Origin of the sequence: Cytobacillus firmus (genome assembly GCF_023612095.1) — a bacterium.
GTDB lineage: Bacteria > Bacillota > Bacilli > Bacillales > Cytobacillaceae > Cytobacillus.
The window spans coordinates 1,474,499-1,497,922 of sequence record NZ_CP086235.1 but is presented as its reverse complement, the minus strand read 5'-3'; the positions used below and the strand labels follow the sequence as shown (position 1 = coordinate 1,497,922).

Below are 23,424 nucleotides of genomic sequence, written 5' to 3'. Positions count from 1 at the left end.
TTTTATTACCTTTTTTTTCTTACTTCTATTTTATCATGAAAGAAATAGGCAGGCCGTTTTAATTATTTCTAACAGGGTAAATTATGCCTAAACCCTTATGTGATAAGCATTCTCAATACATTTTCTATTGAAAAGTTGAACATTCAGTTTTACAATAGGATGTGAGGAATGTGTTACCATCATCTTGATGGGAGATTAATTGTTTAATTCTTGGGAGGTTTTTTTCATGGCAAAGTATACAATTGTTGACAAAGAAACATGTATTGCATGTGGAGCTTGCGGCGCAGCTGCACCGGACATTTATGATTACGATGATGAAGGCATCGCATTTGTTACCCTTGATGATAACCAGGGTATCGTTGAGATTCCAGATGTATTGATTGACGATATGATGGATGCATTCGAAGGCTGCCCAACCGATTCAATCAAAGTTGCTGATGACGCTTTTGATGGCGACGCGCTTAAATACGAATAATCCCTCAGCCATACTCTAATCTTTGTTAAGCTACTGCTCCCTTTCAACTAGAAAGGGAGTTTTTTTAGACTTTCAAATTGAAAAAGCAGCGGAACATTGGCCGCTGCTTTAAATTTATATATTCATTATGCTGCACTTTTTAATACAGCCTGCTTTTCCACCCAAGTTCTCATGCGTGTAAAAATGAGCATGAAAACAATTGAAATAATAAGTCCTTTTAATATATTGAATGGCAAAATCCCGGTCACAATCATTGTTCTCATTTCAGGCGCTGACATTGCCGGGAAATTCAGGAAGAATGTATATGCCGGCAGAATGACAAGGTAATTAAGCACACTCATGATAACAGCCATCACTATGGTGCCGATTACGAGCCCAAACGTCATGCCTTTTTTAGTCTTCAGCTTGCTGTATACATAATAAGTAGGCAAGACGAACAAAATGCCTGCCGCAAAGTTTGCAATGTGTCCAACAGGTACCCCTGTTGCACTCCCTGTCATGAAGTAATCAAGAATATTTTTAATTAGCTCCACTAATATACCTGCCGCCGGGCCAAAGATTAACGCTGCGATCAATGCAGGAATATCGCTGAAGTCAATCATCAAAAATTGCGGAAACGGCGGAATTGGAAAATTGAGCAGCATTAATACATAAGAGATGCTGCTTAGCATTCCGATGGCTACCATTGATTTGATATTAAGTTTCTTCAAGTTCCTCTCTCCTTTTTAGGACTATCTCTCCTATAGAAGAAAGGTTCGGCTAAGCAAATATCTTCGCAATAAATAACCTTCAAGCTAAAATAACTTGAGGGAGAGTTGCAAAGGCACGCTTAATAACGTTCAAAACCTGCATTTTTTGAACGTCTGCAGAACCTCCATCTTCTCCCATCCAGACTGTACTGTCGGCTTTGGAATCGCACCAAATCCTGCCCAATTAAATGCAAAGCGTTTATCGAACAAAACGCTTCTCTCAGGCTCGCGGGCTTAGAGTTAAGAATAACTCATCACCGCCGGTCGGGAATTTCACCCTGCCCCGAAGATAGACCGTATTTATTTATACAGATTAATTATACTGAAAAAAAGTTATTCTGTGAAGGGGTTTGTTTACCTGTATGGGTTTGAAATATATATCCATGTCCATACCTATAAAATTTTTATGGATAATGCAAAAAAGGGAGGCTCCACCATCCCTTTTGTATTATCCAAGCGGATATTCCTTTCTTTCTCCTTTGGAAAAAGTCATGATGGACTGATAACCGACTTCTTTTGCAAGAGCAATTGCCTTATCAAAATCGGCACCTACATGTTCAGGAAAGTGGGCATCAGATGAAAGTACAATCGGGATATTTTTCTCATAACATTTTTGCAGGAGCCGTTTATCCGGGTATAGTTCACCTACTGGTTTTCGCAGACCGGCTGTGCTGATCTCCACACATGTCTTGGATTCTGCCAGTGCATTGGCTGCACGATCATACTGCTCCAGCAGAAACTCTTCGTCCTTAGGAACATATTTAAAGATTTTCACGAGGTCCAGATGGCCTACAATATCAAATAAATTGGATTGGGCCAGTGTGACCACTTGATCAAAATACTTCCGATATACCTCATAAAGATCCCGCTTATCCCATTCTTTTCTAAATTCAGCTAAATCTATGCCGAAATCTCCAACCCAATGAATTGATCCAATTACATAATCAAATGAGTAGCTGTTAATAAACTTGGCCATTTCTTCATGCTTGCCCGGAGTGTAGTCCATTTCTATAGACATTTTCACATCTATGTCAGTACTCCACGCTTCTTGAAAAACATTCACATAGTCCTTCATATCATAAAAGCGTCTTTCGTTTACCCATGAATTTTGCAGAATGTCTGCTGTCTGATAGAAATGATATGCATGCTCCGAAATCCCAAAAGAATCAATCCCTTTTTGAGCAGCAGCATCTGTGAATTTTTTTAAATAGTCCAGGCTTAACGTGCCGTTTTCAAGATGGTTATGATAGTCTGTAAGCATTACTCTAACTCCCCCAGTTTTTTACCCATTATACTTTAAGGGAGTAAAGCGGTGCAATCATTTCTATTCTATTTTTTGTGAATGATTAGAATTTGTCCAATTTTGATAACATCTGAATTTGCATTGTTTAACTCTTTAATAGCTTTTGCTGTTGTATCATGCATTTTTGCTATAGAAGTTAATGTATCGCCTTGTTTAACAGTGTATTTACTAAATTTGACGGGTATTATCAACAGTCTTTGACCGGTAAGAATATGATCAGGATTAATATTATTTAAACCCGCAATATCACCAGGCTGCAGACTATAGTGTGCAGCGATGGTCCATAATGTTTCCCCGGTTTTAACTATATGGTAGGTTTCCCCCGAATCATTTGTTATTTGCCCGGAATTATTATTAGACGGCCGGGCTGAAACTTCACGTGCGTTTTCAGTTCTTTCAGTTGCATTTACAGCTTGTCCAACTTCTCCCATGCCAAATGCCACAGAGGGATCCACTGCATTTATTTTATCAGCTGTCCATGCCTGCGCATGTATCTCAAAATGAAGATGGACTCCTGAAGAGTCACCTGTGCTTCCCATCAATCCGATTTTCTGTCCGAGCGAAACTTTTTCACCTTCAGCAGATAATCGTTTATTCAGGTGGGCGTATACTGTTTCGGTTTGGTTGCTATGTTTAATAAATATCACATTTCCATATGTTTGAGAGTAATACGACCTGGACACAATTCCAGCGTCAGCGGCATAAACCGGAGAACCGGAATCTCCGGCAATATCAATGCCTTTATGCTGACCGCTTCTTGTACCATACGTATCTGTAATTACACCATCTGCCGGCCATACCCAATGCTCTGTCGACTCAGAAATTTTTGGCTCAGCAGCTTTAGAATGCTTCCCTCCCAGAAATAGCAGACTCACACAAATAGCCATTATTCCTGCGATAAAGAAACGTCTTATGTAATCCTTCATTCTTTTCCTCCTATGATGTCAGCTGAAATATCCGCATGAGCGCTTTCTTTCCGCACCCTCTTCCACCCTATGACAGCTTGTACTCTTTTAGAACAATTAACAATTAAGCTCATAAAAGCACAGTGATTAGTATTCTTCCAGCAGCAGGGTTTTTATGCAGATATGGAGGAACTTTATCCCAAATGGAAAAGACGGCCACATGGGGCCGCCTTTCTAATTTGGCAAATCTCTTTTATTAGCTGCTATCGGCACCTTTAATTCCTCCGTAAGATCAAATTTGCCTATTTTATCAACATCTGCATTTTCCAATTTGACCGTGTTGAAATCAAAGTCTTTGGCAGTAAGAAGAATTGCTTCGATCGCATGAAGCGTTGGCGCATTATCAACTATTTCTGATTCATTATTAAAACGGATTATGAGTTTGCCATCCTTTATTTCTTCTATTTCAAAATCAATATCATCCGGTATGGATGCCTGTAGATTATTTTCAGTCCTATTTTGCTTCATGGCTTTCAGAGCGTCTTTTACCGAATTGAGCTCTTCTCTTAACGGGACAAGGAATGGTGTTGAATCAGCACCATTGGAATAGAAGAAATAATAAATTAAGTTACCATTGCTTTTTTCCGGGATAAATTCATCTCTATATCCATAATGACTGAACTCAATGCCAACTTTCCCTTCCGTCCTGAGGTTAATCTTTTCTATATCAAGATTATTTATTATATTCGCCATAACCTTTTCTAAAAGCAACTCTGTGGTGGAGGACATACTATAAGGGTGATCCGCCGGCACATCAATTGTCAGTATATTATTTTCCTGATCATGTGTAAAATTTGCTTTTAAAGGATAGTAATCCTCTAAACCCCATGCATCCTCAGTAAGTTTGTTCATCGTGTCTTCAAACAAAGCAAATTTCGTCCTGTCCGGGTCATCATCAACCAGAACGCTGACAGGTACAATATTTTGAGCCTCCTTATCCGGAATTGCATAGGTCAGGACTTCTTTTCCTGCCAAATCTTCTTCATAAACGGCAGTGGTGTTTGCTTCGGATGAAACAGACTTCATGCTTATATCATTTTTTGAGTCTTTTTCCGGGTCACCGGAAAGGTGCGCATGATCCTCTTGTGGATCTTCTTCTTTTGCAAGAGGTTCCGGGTTCGACTCTTCGTCTTTGTCTTCAGATATGCTGTAATTGTCGCCTGTTATTTGTTCAGATGATTGTGTCTGATCTGATTTAATTTCGACTTGCTTATCAGCAGACTCCTGCCAATTCATAAGGTTCGGGGCAAGAATGAAAAGCAGGAGCAAGGCAGCAGCCGCTGCTGCAGCAGGCATAATCCATGTTCTTTTCTTTTGTTTGCCCATTTTGATTTGTATGGTTTGATAGATTTCTCTCGGGTCTCGACTATCTTTAATCTTAGGCATCTGGCTCAACAATTCCTGAAGCTGCTCATCGCTCCACTTTGATTCCTTCATTATCCATTCCCTCCTTTACCTTAAAATGTTCCATATGATTTTTCAACACCTTTAATGCACGATGCTGTGTTGTCTTTACCTTACTTTCAGTCCAGCCAAGTGAATCAGCTGTTTCTGTAATGGTGAGTTCATGTATATATCTCATAATTATGACTAGTCTCTGGTCAATGGTGCATAAATCCAGACAGCGATAGATCATCTGGATTTCTTCCCGTTGGACAGCAATTTCATCAGGCAATGGGAGTTCATCCTTTACCTGTTGTGTTGACCAGTCAAATTTCTCCATAATCTTTTGTTTCCAGCCCTTTTGCTTGCGAAAGGAATCAATGGCAACATTCCGCGCAATTGAAAAGAGCCATGTTTTTTCACTGCTTTTCCCTTCAAATCTTTCATATGACTTTAACACTCTTATATAGACTTCCTGGACTAAATCCTCAGCCAGTTCCTTGTTTTTGACCATATAAAAAAGAAATTGAAAAACGTCCTGATGGTATTTTTTATAAAGTTCATCAAAAACGGAGTCCATGAATTCCCCTCCCCGTTCAATAAAATAGTCGTTCTCTCTCTAAAAAAAGTTACAGTTTAACTATATTATTATTTTGCAGAAAAGCGCAAGAGCCTGTTTGGGTGGAGGATTACTCCCTGCCTTCGGATACGAATGGCCAATGCCTTATCATTATAATCCAAAAAGAAAGGGAAGGAAATTCTTGCATCTCCTTCCCCATTCTATAATTAATTGTTTCCCGTGTATCAAGAACAATCGCCACAATTCCCGTCTTTAACCGTCATTTCGAGGGATAAATATTGAAAATGTCGTACCATGTCCGGTCTTGCTTTGAACGGTAATATGGCCTTTATGAGCTACAATAATATTTTTTGCAATTGCGAGTCCAAGGCCAGTTCCGGAGCGGCCCCGTGTCCTTGCTTTGTCAGCTTTGTAAAAACGCTCAAATACAAACGGCAGGTCTTCTTCGGGGATTCCCGAGCCAGAATCTTTCACTTCGATAAGCAGCCCCCGTTCATCACTCCGTTCGATAACTTTAACCTCTCCATTTTGAGGGGTATGCCGGATGGCATTATCAATCAGATTGGTCATAACCTGTTCTATTCTGTCCGGATCAAATTGAATAGATAAATTTTCGCTTTGCAAATCATGTTCCAGGTTAATTTCCTTCTCTTTTGCGAGTCCCTGAAATTTTCTGGTGATTCTTTGCAGAAAGGAATTTACATCAGTTTTTTCCATTGTCAGCTGAATATGCCCGGCTTCCATTCTGGCAAGATCAAGCAATTCGTTCACAAGCCGGCCCATTCTCAGCGATTCATCATAAATGACGCTTGCCATCTCTTTTTTCTCTTCATCCGTTCCGGCAATATCATCGACGATCGCTTCACTATATCCTTGCATCATCGAAATTGGCGTCCTTAATTCATGAGAAACATTAGCAATAAAATCGTTGCGGAGCTTATCAAGCTTACGCTCCTCAGTCATATCCCTGATAACTGCAACCGCTCCCCTAATATATTTTTTATTATAAAGAGGGCTGACGATTATCACCCATGAACGTCCCTGTATTGGGATTTCACCAATCTGTTCCTTCTCCGTATTAACAGCAAGCTGAAAGAGCTCCATTACTTTGGAAGGAACTTCTTCTGTATTATTCTCGATGTCATCCAGCTCATAAAACCAGCTTTGCAGAAAACGCTCTGCAGGAGGATTTGTAATCAGAATCGTTCCATCCCGGTTGAAGGTGATTACCCCATCAGCCATCCCGCTTAAAATGCTTGCCAGCTGTTCTTTTTCCTGGCTTAAGGCATTCATATTAAATTTCAGCTGTCTGCCCATTTGATTAAAAGCCATGGCTAATTCGCCAACCTCATCATTAGTCAGAATCGGAACTTTTGTATCAAATTTACCTCTTGCTACCTCAAAGGCAGCTTCTTTCATTTTTCTCAGCGGAGCATTGATTCTTGTCGATAAGAAAAAAGCAAAGATGGTTGTTAAAATGATGGCAACTCCCGCAGCCAGCAAAATAAATTTTGTGGTTGAACGCAATGTTTCATGCATTACCTCAATGGACTGATAAATAAAAACGGCTCCATTGCTGCCGTCACCTTCAAGCGGGACTCCAATGATAAGAATTTTGCTGTCGTCATCTGCAGATACGTCTGTATACTCCGGATTAACGGATGTAACTTTTTTTACAGTCTTGTCTTTCGTAAGAACTTCTTTTAAATCATCTTCCTCGGTGAGATAGGAAATGGGCAGTTTTAATGAATCTGTATGGTTTGGTGAATAGTAGTACTCTTTCTGCGAGTTAATAATGACTACTTTTGTAACATCATCGACAAGCTCCCAGGAAATCTCCAAACCGACATCACGATTATGTTCTTTTAAAATTCTGGTTATTTTATGGGCAGTATTTGATAATCCCTTTTCTGTCTCATTTATATGGTAATTCTCAAAGAATTCCAGCAGCATGACTGTTAAAATCAGCAGTACAAAGGAAACTAATAAAAGAATTGTGCCCCAAAGCTTTCCGGCAACACTCCTAAAGAGCATCATTCATTAATAACCTCAAACTTGTAGCCCACTCCCCAAACGGTGACAATCATTCTGGCAGCCTGCTCAGAAACTTTATTCAGTTTTTCACGCAAGCGCTTCACATGAGTATCAACTGTTCTTAAATCTCCGAAAAATTCATAATGCCATACTTCTTTAAGCAGATGCTCCCTGTCAAAAACCTTATCCGGCGCCTTTGCCAGGAAATAAAGCAGTTCATATTCCTTTGGCGTCAAACTGACTTCTTTTCCATCAGCCATTACTTTGTGAGCGTCATTATCTATCGTTAGATGAGGAAATACGATTACATCTTTTGCTGATGTTTCTGTCTGCAGGTAAGTAGTTTTAGAAGATCTGCGCAATAAAGCCTTCACACGCAGCACAACTTCCCTGGGACTGAAAGGCTTTACGATATAATCATCAGTGCCGACTTCAAAGCCCTGTACGCGATTAACTTCTTCCCCTTTAGCTGTAAGCATGATAACGGGAGTAGCTTTTTTTTCTCTCAGTTCTCTGCAGACTTCAATGCCGTCTTTCCCGGGCATCATTAAATCCAATAGGATAACATCATAATCATTTGCCAAGGCTTTTGACAAAGCCTGGTTTCCATTCTCTGCTTCATCAATTGAAAAATTTTCACGCTCAAGGTACATCTTCAATAAACGGCGGATTCTTTCTTCATCATCCACTAGCAATATTTTTACTTGGTTTTCCATTTTCAAGTCCCCCTGACGTCAATAGAAATAGCTATTTTCAAAATTCATTTTAGATAAAGAATTTTGCCCGTTGATTTCCGCTGCAGGCACTTGCTTTCCACGGGGCTACCGGGAGCCTCCTCGACGCTCTGCGTCTGCGGGGTCTCCCCTGGTATGCTACTCCCGTAGGAGTCTCGCACCCTCCGCTCCAATCAACTCAGCAGTGAAATATAGTATACAAATCAGAAAAACACTAAACTATACGAAGATTAAAAATCTTTAATTAAAGCCCTCACTATTGTGAAGTGAAGGCTTGTATGATTAATATCAGAATTATTATCTTTGAATTTTTAGAACTGTCTAGCTCCAGCGCCTACCCCCTCGAGGTCACAAGCTTGTCTAGTTGCGGCTCCTAGGGACTCGGGGTCTTAAGCCGTTTCCTTTCAGAAGGAAAAACGCCTTCTTACAGGAACCGTCTTATGCCTGTCGTCCCTGGGCAGTCGCCTCCCCCTTTCGGGCAATCCTCCCAAAAAGGCAAAGAACGCCTTTCCGGAAGGCTCGTCTTGTGCTTGTCGGGGGTGAGCAAGGCGCTTCCGCTTTTCTTGTTATGATCCAGCGTAGGAGTGCAATCCGGCAATGACCAGGTTTACCGCAACCAGATTAAACATAATAATGATAAATCCGATTACTGCTAGCCATGCAGATTTTTCACCATGCCAGCCCTTTGAAAGTCGAAGGTGCAGGTATGCAGCATAAAATAGGAAGGTGATGAGAGCCCATACTTCCTTTGGATCCCATCCCCAGAAACGGGTCCAGGCAATTTGTGCCCATATCATGGCAAAAATCAAAGCTCCTAGTGTAAAGACCGGAAATCCTATTAATACTGAACGGTAAGCGATCTCGTCAACCAAATCAAGATTAATATTTTTGGCAAGCGGCTGAAGTGCAGCTCCAACCCTTTTGCGGAGAACCAATCTTAAAGCAAGATATAGAAGAACACCTGAAGCCAAAGACCATAAAACGGTATTTAATTTTTTTGCATTAATAATTGCAGGCATTTCCGCCAGCGGTTCAAATTTACCTTTAGTAATCAGCTGTCCCTCGTGAGGACCTGTTAAAGCAGGCATATGATATTCGAGGACATCTTCCTGACCGTTCTTATCAATCCAGTTAAATTCAGCCTTGTAGCCTGAGGCTGAGAAGCTTGAGCTAATAATAATAAACCCAAGTGTGCAAACCAGGCCAAACATAACGGCTTCCAGCCAGAATCTCTGTTTGCTTTGTTTAGTTTGATCCACTGATTTTACCAGATAAATTAATCCGGCAGCGAAGCTTACAGCCAAAATAGCCTGCCCAACTGCAGCTGTTGTAACGTGAATATGAAGCCAATCACTCTGCAGGGCGGGGATCAGCGGTGAAACCTCCCGTGGAAACATGCTTGCATAAGCAATCATCAGTACCGCAACCGGGAGCGTAAAGACTCCTAAAATAGGTGTTTTATAAATTAAGTAAATCACTATAAAAGCACCAACAAGTGACATTCCAAAGAATGTTGTAAATTCGAAAAGGTTGCTGACAGGCGCATGCCCGGCGGCAATCCACCTTGTAATAAAGTAGCCAAGCTGTGCAGCAAACCCGATAATCGAGATCCATAATCCAATTGCTGCCCATCTGTTTGTCCCTTGTTTCGTTCTATTCTTATCCTTTATAGAGCCGGCAAAAAAGACAGTAGCAATTAAATAGAGGATAAAAGCTGCGTAAAGTAAATTGCTGCTTATCGTAACCACTCAGATTCCTCCTTAGCCTTTCTTTTCACTTTGATTTTGCAGCTGATCTTCCGGCATCATAATTCCGGTTCCATCCAATGCTGCTTCAATTTCCCTTTTAAGTCCATGCCAGTTTTTGTTAGTGTGTCCAGCTACCCACACTTCTCCATTAACACGGCGCAGCCAGACCCTCCGATGGTTCCAATAAGCCCCCTGTGCAACACCTATCATGAAAATAACGCCACCCAATGCGATAATCCATAACGTCAAATCTTTACGGACTGTCAGAGCCGATACATTTTTAGTATCTATACCTTTAAAGGCCAGCTTGTATTCATTATCGCCAAAAGGTTCAATAGTCTGTCTGATCGCAACAAAACTTATTTCGCCATCAGGCTTATCCGGGGTAAACATTTTAAAAACAAAGGCAGGATTATTAGGAATTCTGGACTTTGTAACAGGTTCTCCATTTTCATCAAATTCAAAATCGGGAAAATAGCTGACAACTTCTGCTTTATAGCCATTTCCAAGATCATATTCATCCTGTGGATGATTCAGGTCGACTGTTAAGTCCCCGTATTCCTCACCCGTTTTTTTATTTGTAAGAGCAAATGACATTTTGTTAAGTTCATTCAGTTTATAATCTACTTGATATAATGCAAAGTTCTCAAACTTAAGAGGTTTATTAACCTTGACTTCATAGTCCTTAACTTTCTTGAGGTCAGCCTCTTCACCTGCAACAGTATCGCCCTGTTTTTTATAAAGAGTGACATTGGACTGATAATTTTTAGCTACCATTCCTGCTTTATCAATCGCTTCTCCAAACACTTCGTTATCTTTTTCTTTATCATACATTTCAAGGATGAAGCCATCATTTTTAAGGTAATATTCACCATTGGTTTCCGGAATGACCTTTGTTTCGCCTTCCCGGATCCAAAGAATTTTGTCAACATACATGCCCGGTACAAAACGGAGCATTCCGCCAATTAAAAATATGATAAGCCCCACATGGTTAACGTATGGGCCCCATCTTGAAAAACGCCCTTTTTCAGCAAGGATATTTCCATTCTCTTCCCTGATGCTGTATTTCTTGGATTTTAATTTTTCTTTTGCCATTGTGAAGGCCTTATCAGTATCTTCTGGCTGTGACGCACCAAATACCCTCTGGCGCTGCAGATAGCTTTCATGACGGCTTACCTTCTGCTTTTTTAAAGCTCTATACAAAGGGACAACCCTATCCAGGCTGCAGATGACAAGAGATATACCGATTGAGGCAACCAAAATCAAATACCACCATGAGCTGTAGAGATTATGAAATCCAAGATCGTAGTATAATTTACCAATCCATCCATATTGGTCTTCATAATATTCTTCAGCAGGCATGATTGGCGGAATATACATTTCCTGAGGCAGTATTGTTCCAACAGCTGATGCTATCAGCGTTATTACGATCAGCCAGACCCCCACTTTAACAGATGAGAAGAAATTCCATATCTTATCAATTATCGTTTTATTATAGGTTTGTGAGCGGCGTGCACTGCCTTCATACCGCATATCGAGAAGTTTATTGTCTTTTTCTTTTTCTTCCAATACCTTCCCGCATGACTCACATAGTATCGTACCTATGGGATTAACATGGCCGCAGTCGCATTTTACTTCTTTCATATATAAAACTCCCCGTAACTTATGGTTTAATCTGTTCCATATAGTTCTTGATCGTTTCTTCCGTCATCTCGCCTGTAATATACTTGACAACCTTTCCATCTTTATCAATGAGAAAAGTGGCAGGAAGAGGATTAATTCCGTAAGCTGATTGGACTTGGCCATCCTTATCAATTACAATCGGGAATGCCAGATCGTAACGCTCAGAAAATTTATTTACTGCTAAATCTGTCTCGCCGACATTAACAGCCAAAACCTGAACACCCTCATCTTTAAATTGCTCATATTGATTGTTCATATATGGCATTTCTTTCTCACAGGGTTTGCACCATGTACCCCAGAAATTCAGGAAAACACCCTGTCCTTCATAATCGGATAACCTGTGTTTATTGCCATCCATATCTGTCAGTACAAAATCAGGTGCCTTTTCCCCAACAGCAACCTTTTGAATTTTATCTTTCGTAAAATTTGCGTATAGCGTATATGCCACGGCAGCACCAAGGACAAGCAATATGACTGTTCTCATTACCAGACGCTGCTTCTTCATAAAAAACTTCCCCTCCTAAGGCATCCTAATCAGGCCCAAAGACCGTACCTTAACAAATTTATATGTAACATATGGAAAAGATTTTTGCCTCATAGCTGTATACTATTATAGCATTTTTCATCATACCTATATTGTTTACAAATTAGCGTATCTGTGACACTTCTATGAATTTTTCTAAAAGCTGACTATTTCTTCTTCATCGCAAGTGTCCGGAGCTGCTTAACTTCATGGGCAGTAAGTTCTCTTGCATCCCCCGCTGATAATCCCTGCAGAGTGAGGAACCCATATCTCTCCCTCTTCAGTTTCAGAACAGGATGTCCAATGGCTTCAAACATCCTCCTAACCTGGCGGTTGCGTCCTTCATGAATGCTGATTTCCACAATAGCTGTCTGTTTTTTCTTATCCATTGATAACAGCTTGGTTCTGGCAGGTGCTGTTTTTCCATCTTCAAGCACGATGCCTCTTTGAAGGCTCTTCATTTTTTCTTTTGAAGGGATGCCTTTCAACTTGGCAACATAGACTTTTTCAATTTCATTGCTTGGGTGCATTAAAAGATTTGCAAACTCCCCGTCATTGGTAAGAATAAGGATTCCGGATGTATCGTAATCCAGTCTTCCAACAGGGTATATTCTTTGTTTGATTCCCTCAAAGAAATCCGTGACGACTTTTCTGCCCTTGTCATCTGAAACGGCTGAAATGACGCCTCTTGGTTTATAGAGAAGAAAATAAACAGGCTCCTCTCTCTCCAGCGGTATTCCATCCACTTCAATGCGGTCAGAAGGAGAGACCTTAACACCCAGTTCCTTTACTGTTTTTCCGTTAACCCTTACACGGCCTTCAGCCATTAGCTCTTCAGCTTTTCTTCGCGAAGCAACCCCCGCATGGGCAATAACTTTCTGCAATCTTTCCATTTATGTCACCTCAAAGTTTTATTAACAATACTTCATACTTTTTCACTCCTAATGAATTATGACATAATTCGTCAAGTTTTCAAAGCAAACCATTGCCAAAACAGCTTAGGTAAGTAATAAACTGTAATTACTGAAGATTGTGATTTGAAAGTGAAATAAAAAAGATACCCACACTCAGGCATCTTTTGTACTGGATATTTTCTTTTTATGGCTACATACTGCCAAAAACAAGTGTTACGATCACAATGGATGCTATGATGCCTGCCAAATCGGCCAGCAGCCCGACTTTAAGGGCATCACCCATTTTTTGATTCCCACTGCTCCAAAGTAGACCGTCAGGACATAAAAAGTTGTATCTGTGCTGCCCTGCAAAACTGAGGCAAGCCTGCCTATGAAGGAGTCGGGACCATGGACAGCAATTAAGTCACTGGTCATTCCCAGTGCTGCAGTTCCTGAGATCGGACGAATGATTGCCAAGGGTACAATATCAGGAGGCACTCCAATTGCCTCCAGTCCTGGCCTGATCAGATTCATAAAATACTCCAGGGCACCGGAAGCCCTGAAAACCGATATGGCTACAAGCATCCCGACAAGAAAAGGAATAATGGATACAGCAATTTTTATACCTTCTTTTCCGCCTTCAGTAAAGCTTTCATAGGTAGGAACTTTCTTAAATGTTCCATATATTAATATAAAGCCTATTAAAATAGGAATTAACCAAAGGGAAACAGCTGAAACAATCTCCATCCTAACCTCATCCTTTTCGCGTTCTTCGGTAATAGAAATAACGGTCAATCATTATTGCGGCCAATGTAGAGCAGAATGTAGCCACTAAGGTAGGACCTACGATATCGGTGGGCGAGGCAGAATTATAATTCATCCGTATGGCAATCACGGTTGTAGGAATTAAGGTCAGACTTGAAGTGTTGATGGCCAAAAAGGTTATCATAGAACGGCTCGCTTCATTCTTTCCCCCATTCAATCTTTTCAGCTCTTCCATTGCTTTTATGCCGAGAGGGGTAGCTGCGTTTCCCAAACCGAACATATTGGCCATCATGTTCGATAGCATATATCCCATTGCCGGATGATCACCGGGCACTTCTGGAAAAAGCTTCTTCACAATTGGCCTGAATAAGGAAGCCAGCTTATTCAGCAGGCCGGCGTCCTCAGCAATTTTCATCATTCCTAGCCAAAAAACTAGAATACTAATAAGACCAATGCATAACGTGACCGCTTCTTTTGCACCATTGAAAATGGCTTCGTTCACTTCATTTATGGTGCCGTTTATCATAGCAAAAACTAAGCCTATAGCTGTAAGCATCACCCAAATGATATTAACCATTTGTCTTCACTCCTGCAATTGAGGTGAAAAGACCCTTAAAGTAGTCTAATAGCGACTTATCCTCTTTTATCTCATCATGCTTATAAAAGATTGGGAGCTTTTTAATTTTCTGGTCTTCAAAATACACAGTTGCCTGACCGACCACATCAGGTGTTGTCCTGCCGTCATCCCATTCTGATTCAGGCTTTAGCAGCTTTATTTCAATTTTAAAGTTGTTTTTCTCTTCTTTCGTAACAGGATAATTGTATGAGTTCTTTATATAAACCCTGCCTTTATAAAATTCATCATCAATATCCGATAAAATTCCCTCAGGCAGGACTTCTACAGAATCATAGGTTCTAAAAGCTGTCTCATACATATTAATATGGTCATTCCAGTCATCCGGCCCATTTAGAGTGACTGCAATCAAATTAAGACTGCCCTTCGATGCTGTTGTTACAAGAGTTCTCTTCGCCCTTTTTGTATAACCTGTTTTCCCTCCTGTGCAATACTCATATAATTCAGTCAGGAGTCTATTTTTATTTTTCCACACCCTGTCCCAGCTTTCATTCGGGTTTGGTGCACGGTGCACCTTTGTTCCTGCAATCTTTTGGTAAGTCTCATTATTCATTGCATACCTGGTCAGCAGAGCCATATCATACGCAGTTGAATAATGGTCTTCATGATCATCCAGACCATGGGGGTTTGCAAAATGGGTATTCTTCATGCCGATTTCTTCAGCTTTCTTATTCATTAAAAAGCCAAATCCTTCAAGGCTTCCGCCAACATGTTCTGCGATTGCGACTGCAGAGTCATTGCCTGAACGAAGCATTAGCCCGAAAACCAGATCCTCAAGCTTTATTTTTTCTCCTGCCTTTAGATATATCGATGATCCTTCCGCTCTGACAGCACGATCACTTATTTTAACCATATCGTCCATTTTTCCAGATTCTATGGCCAGAATTGCTGTCATGATTTTTGTAATGCTTGCTATTCTCCTCATTTCATTTGCTTCTTTCTGGTAAAGGATACGGCCGGAATCCTGTTCCATTAATATTGCGCTCCGGGCACTTACTGAAACTGAAGCCTCTGTCTTCTGAGGAAAATTCATCATCATCAACGCGGTGACCAAAGCTATGGCCATCAGCCTGCTAAACATTTTCATTGCACAAAACCCCGTCTCCTTTGTGGATGTCAGATTGAGCGAAATACACGGTCTCCCATAAAAGAAGGAGCCGCATGTTTTCATTTATTTGTACAAGTTTATGCAGGACAAGTAGTGATATGACTATTATGTTTGACTTGTATTGTGGATTTAAAAATGGCTTGTACATCAAAAAACAGGGGAATACGCTTTGTACTCCCCTGTTGCTTATTTCTGCTCTATTTAGAAAGGCCTCCATTTTAATTCAGATGCTTTTAAATACCTGTTTTCTACATCCTTCCAGTTGACAACATTCCACCAGCTTTTAATATAATCACTACGGTTATTTTTATATTGCAGATAATAAGCATGTTCCCATACATCCAAAGCCAGCAGAGGGATTGTATCCCACTGGGTTAAAAGCATATGCCTTTCCGATTGAAGTATTTCGAGCCTGCGGGCTCTTGGAGACCATACCAGTATTGCCCAGCCCACTCCTTCTACCTGCTTGGCTGCTTCAGTGAAGTGGCTTTTGAAATTCTCAAAGCTCCCGAAGTATTTGTTCATTTCCTTCAGGAGTGCACCTGAAGGTTTCCCACCGCCTTCCGGACTCATATTATTCCAGAAAATCGTATGCAAATAATGACCGGAACCATGAAAGGCAAGCTCCCGGGACCAGTGTTTTACTAGGCTGTAATCATTATTATTTCTCGCATTTTGAAGCATTACCTCTGCTTTGTTCAAGCCATCTACATATGATTGATGATGCTTATCATGATGCAGCCTCATAATTTCCCCTGAGATATGCGGTTCAAGTGCGCTGTAATCGTAAGGGAGCGGGGGTAAAATATGCTTTCCCGCAGAAATATACGTTTCATTCATATAGATATTTCCAAGCTGCTGTCTATTGGAAAAGTAATTCTCCATATCCGAATGAATAGAGTCCACTTGTTTCTGCAGCTTTTCCAAAGCTTCTATATCCAGTGGGCCGTTTATTCCATCCATTATTTCGGTAAAATGATCCAGCCTCTGCCACAATTCATTGTTCTGCTCAACATCCTCGGAGTCTAAAAAATCTCTTAGCTCTTTGTTCCATTTCGTAACGTCCTTAATGTAATCTTCCATTTTACTCATACAACCCCTCACTCGCTTCCATAAATAGCTCACTTTCTATTTGTATGAGTGAAAGTTTGTACGTTTTCCAATGAAAAAGGAAATCTCCCTGTAAAAAAAGAACAGCTGCCTGCTGTTCTCCACTTCCCATGCTATTTTGATTGAATCATTTTTGTCCGGTAATCGGTTTCGTAATATTCAAGTTCCTCACGAACCCTTTGGAACTCTCCTTCCAGCTGCCTGAACATTGTTTTGAGGCTGTCCGGAACTTCATCATGAAACTGGATTGAGTTTTTTCCTGTATATGCTGAACGGCTATTCTCAAACCATGCATCATTTTTCGGAGAAAAAAACTCTTCAATGCATTGATGGTAAATCCGGTATAACGTCTTTTCGGCAGCCCCTTTTTGGAAAGGGTCACTTTTTAATATGATCGTGCTGGTATCAAGTCCTTCTTCACAATATACAAGGAGTTTTCTAACATGTGAGAGGATACTTTTATAATAATTCGCATTCCCTTGTTGTTCTGCTTCAAGATCTTTTATTGTTGTATTATTTAAGAAATCTTCAAATGCGGCAACGCTATTACCGAGGAAATTTTTCACATCTTCCATCTGTGATTTAACAATTGAATTCCCCATCCATTACACCCCCATAATTATACGCTGGCTATTGTTGCGGTTGAACAATGAAGTCTAAAGGTGATCGCAGGTCATAGGATTTTTTACTCTCCAGCGCTTCAAAAATGGAGGGAAGCCTGGAAAAGTCCAGATCCTGAAAATAGGATGCAAAATCAGCCTTTGAATTAAGATAAATTCGTTTGCGATGTCTAAAACCCGGGTTCTTTAATAAACATGAAAGAGCCACAATATCCCTGAACTGAACTTCTCTGGAACCAGCCTTAAAGACTGGATCCTGGTCATATGGTGTGAACTCATTCATGGCTTCATCAAAGAAACGGACATATAAAACATGAAAAGTCTTCTCCTGTCCATCTTCTTCGAACACAATCTCACTTCTGTTAAAAAAATCTTCCGAGGTGTTTGGCTTTTCTTTTTCAAGCTCATATCCCCTGCAATGTTTAATCAGCAAGCAAAACCCTCCTATTTCCCGATGGTTTACAAGATTAATATGTATTAAAGGAAAGGGAAAAATTTAAATCTATTTTACCACACTTCCTATGTAATGTGTCAGAAAACTCAAGAATCGAGCTCCTGGAACTTTTCAAAGAATAAATCAGCCTCTTCCTGTAATGAATCCTCTTCTTCACTTATCTTATCCGGGAGTGGCGGAAGCTCTTCTATGCTTTTAAGGCCAAAATAATCAAGGAATTCTTTAGTTGTTCCGTACAGATAGGCACGCCCTGTTCCGTCTGCCCGTCCAACTTCTTTAATCAGGGCTTTTGCGGATAATGTATGAAGAGGCCTCTCTGTCTTGACTCCCCTAATCTCCTCAATCTCTGTCCTTGTAATGGGCTGTCTGTAAGCAATAATTGCGAGTGTCTCGAGTGCCGCCTGAGAAAGGGAAGCGGCAGAAGGAGACTCTACCAGCTTCTTCAGGTATGGGGAAAACTCTTTTTTCGTAACCAGCTGAAAAGTCCCTGCCAATTCAACAGCCATTATTCCGCGGCTGCCAGTATTGTAGTCTTCCATAAGACTGTCCATTATTTCACGGGCCTGATTCTCTTCCACCTCCAGCACATGGGCAATCTGCTTAAGAGACAAACCTTCATCACCAGCTGCAAACAGGAGGCTTTCGGCTATCCCCTTCCAATTAACGATCTCCACACTAATTTCCTCCTTCCATGGAAGCTACAAAAATATCAGAGAAATTTTTGTTCTGCTCAACCTGAATTTCATTTCGCTTGATTAACTCCAGTACCGCCAGGAAAGTTACTACTATATGCTCTCTGTCCGATACCGGAAAAAGATCGGTGAATTTTTTCCTGCCCTTTACATTTCTTAACTGTTCTACAATTTCAGACATCCGCTTCTCAATGGGAATCTCCTGGCGGGCAACTTTTGCAGAAAGCGGCCTTTGCAGTTTCTTCCTTCTTAATAACTTTTGCAAAGCGCCAAGCATATCATAAAGACTTACATTCAAATCAGCTTTTTCCTGCTGTGTTTCATTCACATATTCCGAAAGGTCTGCAGGCGGCTTTGTATACATTAAACTTCTATCCTGTTCCCGCTCCTTGAGCTCCTCTGCAGCTTCCTTATATTTACGGTATTCAATCAGCCGTTCCACAAGTTCATCTCTGGGGTCTTCTTCCATTTCCAATCCAAATTCATCCTCGAGCTCTTCCTCATCATGCTTTGGCAGCAGCATTTTGCTTTTAATTGCCAGAAGTGTTGCAGCCATTACGAGATATTCGCTAGCTACGTCAAGCTGAAGCTCCTTCATTGTATGTATATAAATGAGGTACTGCTCGGTAATTTCTGATACAGGAATGTCATAGATATCAATTTCCAGCCTGTTAATAAGATGAAGAAGAAGATCCAGAGGCCCCTCAAAAGCATCTATTTTGACGTTATAATGATCATATTGCATAAAATACCCACCAAATTTTCCTAATATAAATTCCCTTAAATGCCAAAAGGCTATATCTAGTATAGATTATTCATGGATGTTATCCAATAGAAAAATAACCCTGATGTCAGCAATGCCCCTGCTTCATTCGTAAAATTTTTTGATCCGCCCAATCAATAAGGCAATTGCCTACATACGATGTAGGGAAATAAAGATACAGGAGGTATTTTATATGTCTAATACTGGATTTGGAGATTGCGGAACCGGGTTTGCTTTAATTGTCGTTTTGTTCATCCTATTAATTATTGTCGGAGCTTCCTGGTTCTTCTAAAAAGCTGATTCTGCAAATTTGCCGATAGACATGGCAGTCCTGTCAGAAACCCAAAATTACCAATATATATTCTGATTTATCAGCTGTTAAAGCCCGGTTAAAGAGCCGGGTTTTTATTTTTCTGATAATCGATTGTGCTGTGGTAAAATGAAGTATGAATTGTCAAGGAGTGAAAGTATGTATCCTGATAAATATATTGAGTTCCTGGTCCACTTTCATGGTGACCGAGATTATTTTGAATGTCACGAAATACTGGAGGAATATTGGAAGAGTACGGATCCAAACAATAAAAAGTCTGTATGGGTCGGATTAATTCTTATGGCAGTTTCTTTTTATCATCATCGAAGAGAGAATTTAAATGGGGCTGAACGAACCCTCCGCAAAGGAATCGTCATTTTGGAGAGCAGAGCTGAAGAAATACAGGCACTGGGTCTGGATACACATCAATTAATAAAGGATCTTAAGAACAGGCTCGTACTGATTCAAAACCGCGGACATTACTCCAGCGTTAACTTGCCAATTATAGATCCATTACTTAAGGAAGAATGTATGAAGTCCTCCGCATCCGAGGGATTTTCCTGGTGCTTTGACAGCAACTTATCAGATAAAGAAATTGTGCACCGCCATAAAAGAAGGGATAGAACCATGGTTATTAAAGAAAGACTTGATGCCCTGAACCGGAAAAAAAGGCAGGAATAATTTATTCACTGCCTTTTCCATGTAGCAAAGCATATTGCTGAACCCCGATAGCGGTTAAGCTGACCGGATGCGGGTTTGTGCAGACACTTCCACTTTTGTTAATTAACATCACATTTGCTTAGAAAAGATTCGGTTTCATCGGTTGCAGTTAAAGTTTTTCCAGGATATAGTTCATCCAATGCTTTGATCATTGTTTTGCCAATGCCTTGATGCCGGTGTGACGGGTTAACAGAGATATGCTGAATCTCCATTGTCTGATCACTTGAAGTAACGCCGACCAGCCCAATGATATCTTCGCCTTCCTTCCACAAAAACAGCTGCCGATTTTCTTCTGATTCATATTGCTTCATCGTCTGCTGCAGCCTTTTCAAGTCTTTTTCATTAGGCATGAAAGATAAAAGACCCATTGCAATTTTTTCAAATGACTTTTTATATCGAATTAGCATATTAATCCCTCATTATTTGAATAAAAACATCATAAACTATTTTTCCCATATTTTAAAGTTTGTAAACTTTTCATAACAGTATATGTATTCATGCTGAATGTTGCTATTTTCGAATAAAACCGGCTAATTCATTGCCTTGACGCCTTCGGCAAAGCCTATACTATAAAGAACCAGTAAACAAGTCCCCATCCGATGCTTAACACAAGCAATATTATAAAAAGAAGCCAATTGCTTTTTTTCATATTTCTTTACTGCCCCCATTTATATATAAATCCTATGACTTACAAACTATCATTCATTTTACACTATTCTTTCTCATAATTCCATTCTGCTTGCTGAAATAGGCATTTTGAGCTAAGGTTTCTGTTAGGGGAGAGTTGAAACTTTTTCGCTGAAAGAATCGTCTATTTACAGGAAGCCATTAAGCGAGCCGCAGAACTGGCATAAATGGCTTCCCTATTTTTGCTCCGGGAGGTAACCGCATGAAATGGAATAAAATGCTACTACTATTCATAATGTCGCTATTATTTATTTTGCCGATACAGGCATTTGCTGATATGGCGGAAGGTGATGTAATTGTCACATTAGGTGAGAATCTATCAGAAGAACAAAAAAACATGCTTCTGGCTGAAATGAAAGCTCCGAAAGATGCGACCATCATTACTGTTTCAAATGAGGAAGAACATCAATATCTTGGAAATTATATCTCTAAAGCTCTTATAGGAACAAGAGCGATATCTTCTTCGGCAGTCACAGTAGCAAAACAAGGCTCCGGTCTTGAAGTCGAGACTAAAAATATTAATTGGGTCACTGATGAAATGTACATTAATGCTTTGATTACTGCTGGTGTAAAAGATGCAAAAATTTATATTACAGCCCCTGCAAATGTTTCTGGAACAGCTGCTTTAACAGGCATTATTAAGGCATATGAGATATCAGCCGAAAAAACGATCCCTGAAGATGTAAAACAGGCGGCAAATGAGGAAATGGTGGAAACAGCCAAGCTTGGCGATTCGGTTGGAAACGAGAATGCAGCTGCTTTAATTGCCAAAATCAAAGAGGAAATGGCCAAAAATTCACCTGAAACCGATGCAGAACTCAGAACAATTATCGAAAATGCAGCAAAGGACCTTGGCATCACTCTGACCGAACAGGAGATTCAAAGCTTAATAGATTTATTTAACAAGCTAAAAGAGCTTGATATCGATTGGAACCAGGTAGGTGAACAGCTTAACCAGGCAAAAGACAAAATTTCCAAATACCTTGAAAGTGAAGAAGGCCAGGGATTTTTAGAAAGCCTAAAACGTTTTTTCACTAGTGTAATAGATGCGATTAAAGCCTTCTTTTCTTAAAAAAAATTAAGCTGCCTTAGCGGGCAGCTTAATTCTTTATTTTTTCATTAATCGGCAGATCCAATCGTAATAGATCCTCGTATGTTTCCCTTTTAACAACCAGCTTTGCCTCACCATTTTCAATAAAAACTACAGGAGGTCTTGGGATTCGATTATAATTATTTGCCATGGAATAACCGTATGCTCCTGTACAGAAAACAGCCAGGAGGTCTTGATCCACTGCTTTTGGAAGAGGCAAATCCCAAATAAGCATATCGCCTGATTCACAGCACTTTCCGGCAATTGATACTGTTTCTTCCGGCTTATCCAGCACACGGTTTGCCAATACCGCTTCATACTTAGCCTGATAAAGGGCCGGCCTGATATTGTCACTCATGCCGCCATCCACAGCGAGATAATTTCTTACATTTGGAACCTCTTTGCGTGACCCAGTCTGGTATAAAGTTGTTCCGGCATCTCCCACTAGGGAACGCCCCGGCTCAATCCAAATTTCCGGCATCTTCATGGAAAAATGCTTAGCCTGTTTTTTAACTTCCCCGATAATTTCTTCAACATATTGAGATGCATGAATCGGATCATCATCTTCTGTATAGCGGATTCCAAAACCTCCGCCTAAGTTAAGCACTTTAGGTTCATATGCATGCTTTTCTTTCCACTCTGCCATCTTCTCAAAGATTTTCTTAGCAGCCAGTATGAAGCCTGTTGTATCGAAAATCTGAGACCCGATATGACAGTGCAGTCCGAGCATTTCAATCCAGCTTGAATTCAGTGCTATTTGCAGAGCCTTTTCAGCCTGGCCATTCTGCAGGTCAAATCCAAATTTTGAATCCTCCTGGCCCGTTAAGATATAGTCATGGGTATGAGCTTCGATTCCAGGCGTGACCCTCAGTAAAATTTTTGTTTTAACTGCAAGAGATTCACAGATTTCCTCCAATAATTCCAGTTCATAAAAATTATCGACAACAATGCAGCCGACATGATTCTTTAGAGCCATCTCAAGTTCTTCTCTGCTTTTATTGTTCCCGTGAAAGTGGATTCTTTCAGATGGAAAATCTGCAGCAAGAGCAGTGTATAACTCTCCTCCTGATACTACATCCAATGAAAGACCTTCTTCATCTACAAGCTGAACCATTGCCACTGTCGAAAAAGCTTTGCTCGCATATGCAACTTGTGCTTCTATTCCAAGCTTCTCGAAAGTTTGCTTAAAGCCCCTGGCTCTTTCTCTTATTAATGCCACATCATATACATATAAAGGTGTTCCAAATTGACTGGCGAGTTCGACGGTATCCATACCGCCAATTTCAAGATGCCCTTTGTCATTTGCCTTCATGGTGCCGTGAAAAAACATGGTTCCCCCTCTTCCTTTTCCTCAGGTGTCCTGCCCCCGAGACTGAACAATTTATGAAAGAAATAGACAGC

Annotated in this window: 24 protein-coding genes, 1 pseudogene and 1 riboswitch; of the genes and pseudogenes, 4 read left to right on the top strand and 21 right to left on the bottom strand. The window is 40.4% G+C overall.

Annotation, left to right across the window (positions count from 1 at the left end; all coding sequences use genetic code 11):
- Positions 1-226: 226 nt before the first annotated feature.
- Positions 227-475, top strand: a complete 249-nt coding sequence (locus LLY41_RS07550; protein WP_095244720.1) for a ferredoxin — start codon at positions 227-229, stop codon at positions 473-475.
- Between the two features lie 125 nt (positions 476-600).
- Here the strand turns inward: LLY41_RS07550 and LLY41_RS07545 are convergent, their stop codons facing one another.
- From LLY41_RS07545 to LLY41_RS07455, 19 genes and pseudogenes are all read right to left on the bottom strand, one after another.
- The gene (locus tag LLY41_RS07545; protein ID WP_095244721.1) at positions 601-1,185 is read right to left on the bottom strand and encodes an ECF transporter S component; all 585 of its coding nucleotides are present in this window, start codon (positions 1,183-1,185) and stop codon (positions 601-603) included.
- A gap of 162 nt (positions 1,186-1,347) precedes the next feature.
- Positions 1,348-1,519: riboswitch (FMN riboswitch) on the bottom strand.
- A 153-nt stretch (positions 1,520-1,672) separates the two neighbouring features.
- Positions 1,673-2,485, bottom strand: a complete 813-nt coding sequence (locus tag LLY41_RS07540) for a histidinol-phosphatase (protein ID WP_095244722.1) — start codon at positions 2,483-2,485, stop codon at positions 1,673-1,675.
- Between the two features lie 68 nt (positions 2,486-2,553).
- A complete protein-coding gene (locus LLY41_RS07535) occupies positions 2,554-3,453 on the bottom strand; it encodes a peptidoglycan DD-metalloendopeptidase family protein (RefSeq protein WP_304587339.1) in 900 nt (299 codons plus the stop codon).
- Positions 3,454-3,666: 213 nt separating this feature from the next.
- Positions 3,667-4,929 carry a hypothetical protein gene (locus tag LLY41_RS07530; RefSeq protein WP_304587337.1) on the bottom strand — a complete coding sequence of 421 codons (1,263 nt, stop codon included), beginning with the start codon at positions 4,927-4,929 and terminating at the stop codon, positions 3,667-3,669.
- Positions 4,904-5,455, bottom strand: coding sequence for an RNA polymerase sigma factor SigX (gene sigX / locus LLY41_RS07525; RefSeq protein WP_304587336.1), 552 nt, complete (start codon positions 5,453-5,455; stop codon positions 4,904-4,906). The genes LLY41_RS07530 and sigX overlap by 26 nt, the downstream gene beginning before the upstream one ends.
- Before the next feature lie 252 nt (positions 5,456-5,707).
- Positions 5,708-7,492, bottom strand: coding sequence for an ATP-binding protein (locus tag LLY41_RS07520; protein WP_304587334.1), 1,785 nt, complete (start codon positions 7,490-7,492; stop codon positions 5,708-5,710).
- The gene (locus LLY41_RS07515; RefSeq protein ID WP_095244727.1) at positions 7,489-8,205 is read right to left on the bottom strand and encodes a response regulator transcription factor; all 717 of its coding nucleotides are present in this window, start codon (positions 8,203-8,205) and stop codon (positions 7,489-7,491) included. The genes LLY41_RS07520 and LLY41_RS07515 overlap by 4 nt, the downstream gene beginning before the upstream one ends.
- A 584-nt stretch (positions 8,206-8,789) precedes the next feature.
- A complete protein-coding gene (gene ccsB / locus LLY41_RS07510) occupies positions 8,790-9,971 on the bottom strand; it encodes a c-type cytochrome biogenesis protein CcsB (protein ID WP_095244728.1) in 1,182 nt (393 codons plus the stop codon).
- 12 nt (positions 9,972-9,983) lie between these two features.
- A complete protein-coding gene (resB, locus tag LLY41_RS07505) occupies positions 9,984-11,615 on the bottom strand; it encodes a cytochrome c biogenesis protein ResB (RefSeq protein WP_095244729.1) in 1,632 nt (543 codons plus the stop codon).
- 19 nt (positions 11,616-11,634) lie between these two features.
- On the bottom strand, positions 11,635-12,159 hold the full coding sequence (gene resA / locus LLY41_RS07500; RefSeq protein ID WP_048008125.1) for a thiol-disulfide oxidoreductase ResA: 525 nt from the start codon (positions 12,157-12,159) through the stop codon (positions 11,635-11,637).
- Between the two features lie 185 nt (positions 12,160-12,344).
- Entirely contained in the window at positions 12,345-13,070 is a 726-nt protein-coding gene (gene rluB, locus LLY41_RS07495) for a 23S rRNA pseudouridine(2605) synthase RluB (RefSeq protein ID WP_095244730.1), read from the bottom strand.
- A 211-nt stretch (positions 13,071-13,281) separates the two neighbouring features.
- Positions 13,282-13,817, bottom strand: a pseudogene (locus LLY41_RS07490) (spore maturation protein).
- A 7-nt stretch (positions 13,818-13,824) separates the two neighbouring features.
- A complete protein-coding gene (locus LLY41_RS07485) occupies positions 13,825-14,412 on the bottom strand; it encodes a nucleoside recognition domain-containing protein (protein ID WP_035330092.1) in 588 nt (195 codons plus the stop codon).
- Positions 14,405-15,556: a D-alanyl-D-alanine carboxypeptidase family protein gene (locus LLY41_RS07480; RefSeq protein WP_095244731.1), complete on the bottom strand. Its 1,152-nt coding sequence runs from the start codon at positions 15,554-15,556 to the stop codon at positions 14,405-14,407. Before LLY41_RS07480 ends, LLY41_RS07485 begins: the two co-directional genes overlap by 8 nt.
- A 222-nt stretch (positions 15,557-15,778) precedes the next feature.
- On the bottom strand, positions 15,779-16,669 hold the full coding sequence (locus tag LLY41_RS07475; RefSeq protein ID WP_304587327.1) for a superoxide dismutase: 891 nt from the start codon (positions 16,667-16,669) through the stop codon (positions 15,779-15,781).
- Between the two features lie 131 nt (positions 16,670-16,800).
- The gene (locus LLY41_RS07470; protein ID WP_095244734.1) at positions 16,801-17,289 is read right to left on the bottom strand and encodes a YpuI family protein; all 489 of its coding nucleotides are present in this window, start codon (positions 17,287-17,289) and stop codon (positions 16,801-16,803) included.
- Between the two features lie 28 nt (positions 17,290-17,317).
- Complete coding sequence (locus tag LLY41_RS07465) at positions 17,318-17,740, bottom strand: hypothetical protein (RefSeq protein ID WP_095244735.1); 423 nt, start codon at positions 17,738-17,740, stop codon at positions 17,318-17,320.
- 107 nt (positions 17,741-17,847) lie between these two features.
- Positions 17,848-18,435 (bottom strand): SMC-Scp complex subunit ScpB, encoded by a 588-nt coding sequence (scpB, locus tag LLY41_RS07460; protein WP_095244736.1) that lies wholly within the window; start codon positions 18,433-18,435, stop codon positions 17,848-17,850.
- A gap of 1 nt (position 18,436) precedes the next feature.
- Entirely contained in the window at positions 18,437-19,198 is a 762-nt protein-coding gene (locus tag LLY41_RS07455; RefSeq protein ID WP_304587325.1) for a segregation/condensation protein A, read from the bottom strand.
- A gap of 211 nt (positions 19,199-19,409) precedes the next feature.
- Here LLY41_RS07455 and LLY41_RS07450 point away from each other — a divergent pair, with 211 nt between their 5' ends.
- Positions 19,410-19,508: a YjcZ family sporulation protein gene (locus LLY41_RS07450; RefSeq protein ID WP_076258148.1), complete on the top strand. Its 99-nt coding sequence runs from the start codon at positions 19,410-19,412 to the stop codon at positions 19,506-19,508.
- Between the two features lie 177 nt (positions 19,509-19,685).
- Positions 19,686-20,207 (top strand): DUF309 domain-containing protein, encoded by a 522-nt coding sequence (locus LLY41_RS07445; RefSeq protein WP_304587323.1) that lies wholly within the window; start codon positions 19,686-19,688, stop codon positions 20,205-20,207.
- Positions 20,208-20,305: 98 nt separating this feature from the next.
- Here the strand turns inward: LLY41_RS07445 and LLY41_RS07440 are convergent, their stop codons facing one another.
- Positions 20,306-20,653, bottom strand: coding sequence for a GNAT family N-acetyltransferase (locus LLY41_RS07440; protein ID WP_035330083.1), 348 nt, complete (start codon positions 20,651-20,653; stop codon positions 20,306-20,308).
- 482 nt (positions 20,654-21,135) lie between these two features.
- On the opposite strand from LLY41_RS07440, the gene LLY41_RS07435 reads away from it, so the two are divergent.
- A complete protein-coding gene (locus tag LLY41_RS07435; RefSeq protein ID WP_095244739.1) occupies positions 21,136-22,005 on the top strand; it encodes a DUF1002 domain-containing protein in 870 nt (289 codons plus the stop codon).
- A 28-nt stretch (positions 22,006-22,033) separates the two neighbouring features.
- Here LLY41_RS07435 and lysA read toward each other — a convergent pair whose 3' ends face one another.
- A complete protein-coding gene (lysA, locus tag LLY41_RS07430) occupies positions 22,034-23,353 on the bottom strand; it encodes a diaminopimelate decarboxylase (protein ID WP_304587322.1) in 1,320 nt (439 codons plus the stop codon).
- Positions 23,354-23,424: the final 71 nt, after the last annotated feature.

Excerpts from the sequence above, each read along its gene's own strand:
- LLY41_RS07455 (WP_304587325.1), bottom strand. The coding sequence starts at position 19,198 with ATGCAATATGATCATTATAACGTCAAAATAGATGCTTTTGAGGGGCCT.
- LLY41_RS07515 (WP_095244727.1), bottom strand. The coding sequence starts at position 8,205 with ATGGAAAACCAAGTAAAAATATTGCTAGTGGATGATGAAGAAAGAATC.
- LLY41_RS07440 (WP_035330083.1), bottom strand. The coding sequence starts at position 20,653 with ATGCTAATTCGATATAAAAAGTCATTTGAAAAAATTGCAATGGGTCTT.
- LLY41_RS07445 (WP_304587323.1), top strand. The coding sequence starts at position 19,686 with ATGTATCCTGATAAATATATTGAGTTCCTGGTCCACTTTCATGGTGAC.
- resB (WP_095244729.1), bottom strand. The coding sequence starts at position 11,615 with ATGAAAGAAGTAAAATGCGACTGCGGCCATGTTAATCCCATAGGTACG.
- LLY41_RS07485 (WP_035330092.1), bottom strand. The coding sequence starts at position 14,412 with ATGGTTAATATCATTTGGGTGATGCTTACAGCTATAGGCTTAGTTTTT.
- lysA (WP_304587322.1), bottom strand. The coding sequence starts at position 23,353 with ATGTTTTTTCACGGCACCATGAAGGCAAATGACAAAGGGCATCTTGAA.
- sigX (WP_304587336.1), bottom strand. The coding sequence starts at position 5,455 with ATGGACTCCGTTTTTGATGAACTTTATAAAAAATACCATCAGGACGTT.
- LLY41_RS07550 (WP_095244720.1), top strand. The coding sequence starts at position 227 with ATGGCAAAGTATACAATTGTTGACAAAGAAACATGTATTGCATGTGGA.
- LLY41_RS07450 (WP_076258148.1), top strand. The coding sequence starts at position 19,410 with ATGTCTAATACTGGATTTGGAGATTGCGGAACCGGGTTTGCTTTAATT.
- resA (WP_048008125.1), bottom strand. The coding sequence starts at position 12,159 with ATGAAGAAGCAGCGTCTGGTAATGAGAACAGTCATATTGCTTGTCCTT.
- LLY41_RS07520 (WP_304587334.1), bottom strand. The coding sequence starts at position 7,492 with ATGATGCTCTTTAGGAGTGTTGCCGGAAAGCTTTGGGGCACAATTCTT.
- LLY41_RS07475 (WP_304587327.1), bottom strand. The coding sequence starts at position 16,669 with ATGAGTAAAATGGAAGATTACATTAAGGACGTTACGAAATGGAACAAA.
- LLY41_RS07535 (WP_304587339.1), bottom strand. The coding sequence starts at position 3,453 with ATGAAGGATTACATAAGACGTTTCTTTATCGCAGGAATAATGGCTATT.
- LLY41_RS07530 (WP_304587337.1), bottom strand. The coding sequence starts at position 4,929 with ATGAAGGAATCAAAGTGGAGCGATGAGCAGCTTCAGGAATTGTTGAGC.
- LLY41_RS07540 (WP_095244722.1), bottom strand. The coding sequence starts at position 2,485 with ATGCTTACAGACTATCATAACCATCTTGAAAACGGCACGTTAAGCCTG.
- LLY41_RS07480 (WP_095244731.1), bottom strand. The coding sequence starts at position 15,556 with ATGAAAATGTTTAGCAGGCTGATGGCCATAGCTTTGGTCACCGCGTTG.
- rluB (WP_095244730.1), bottom strand. The coding sequence starts at position 13,070 with ATGGAAAGATTGCAGAAAGTTATTGCCCATGCGGGGGTTGCTTCGCGA.
- LLY41_RS07435 (WP_095244739.1), top strand. The coding sequence starts at position 21,136 with ATGAAATGGAATAAAATGCTACTACTATTCATAATGTCGCTATTATTT.
- LLY41_RS07470 (WP_095244734.1), bottom strand. The coding sequence starts at position 17,289 with ATGGGGAATTCAATTGTTAAATCACAGATGGAAGATGTGAAAAATTTC.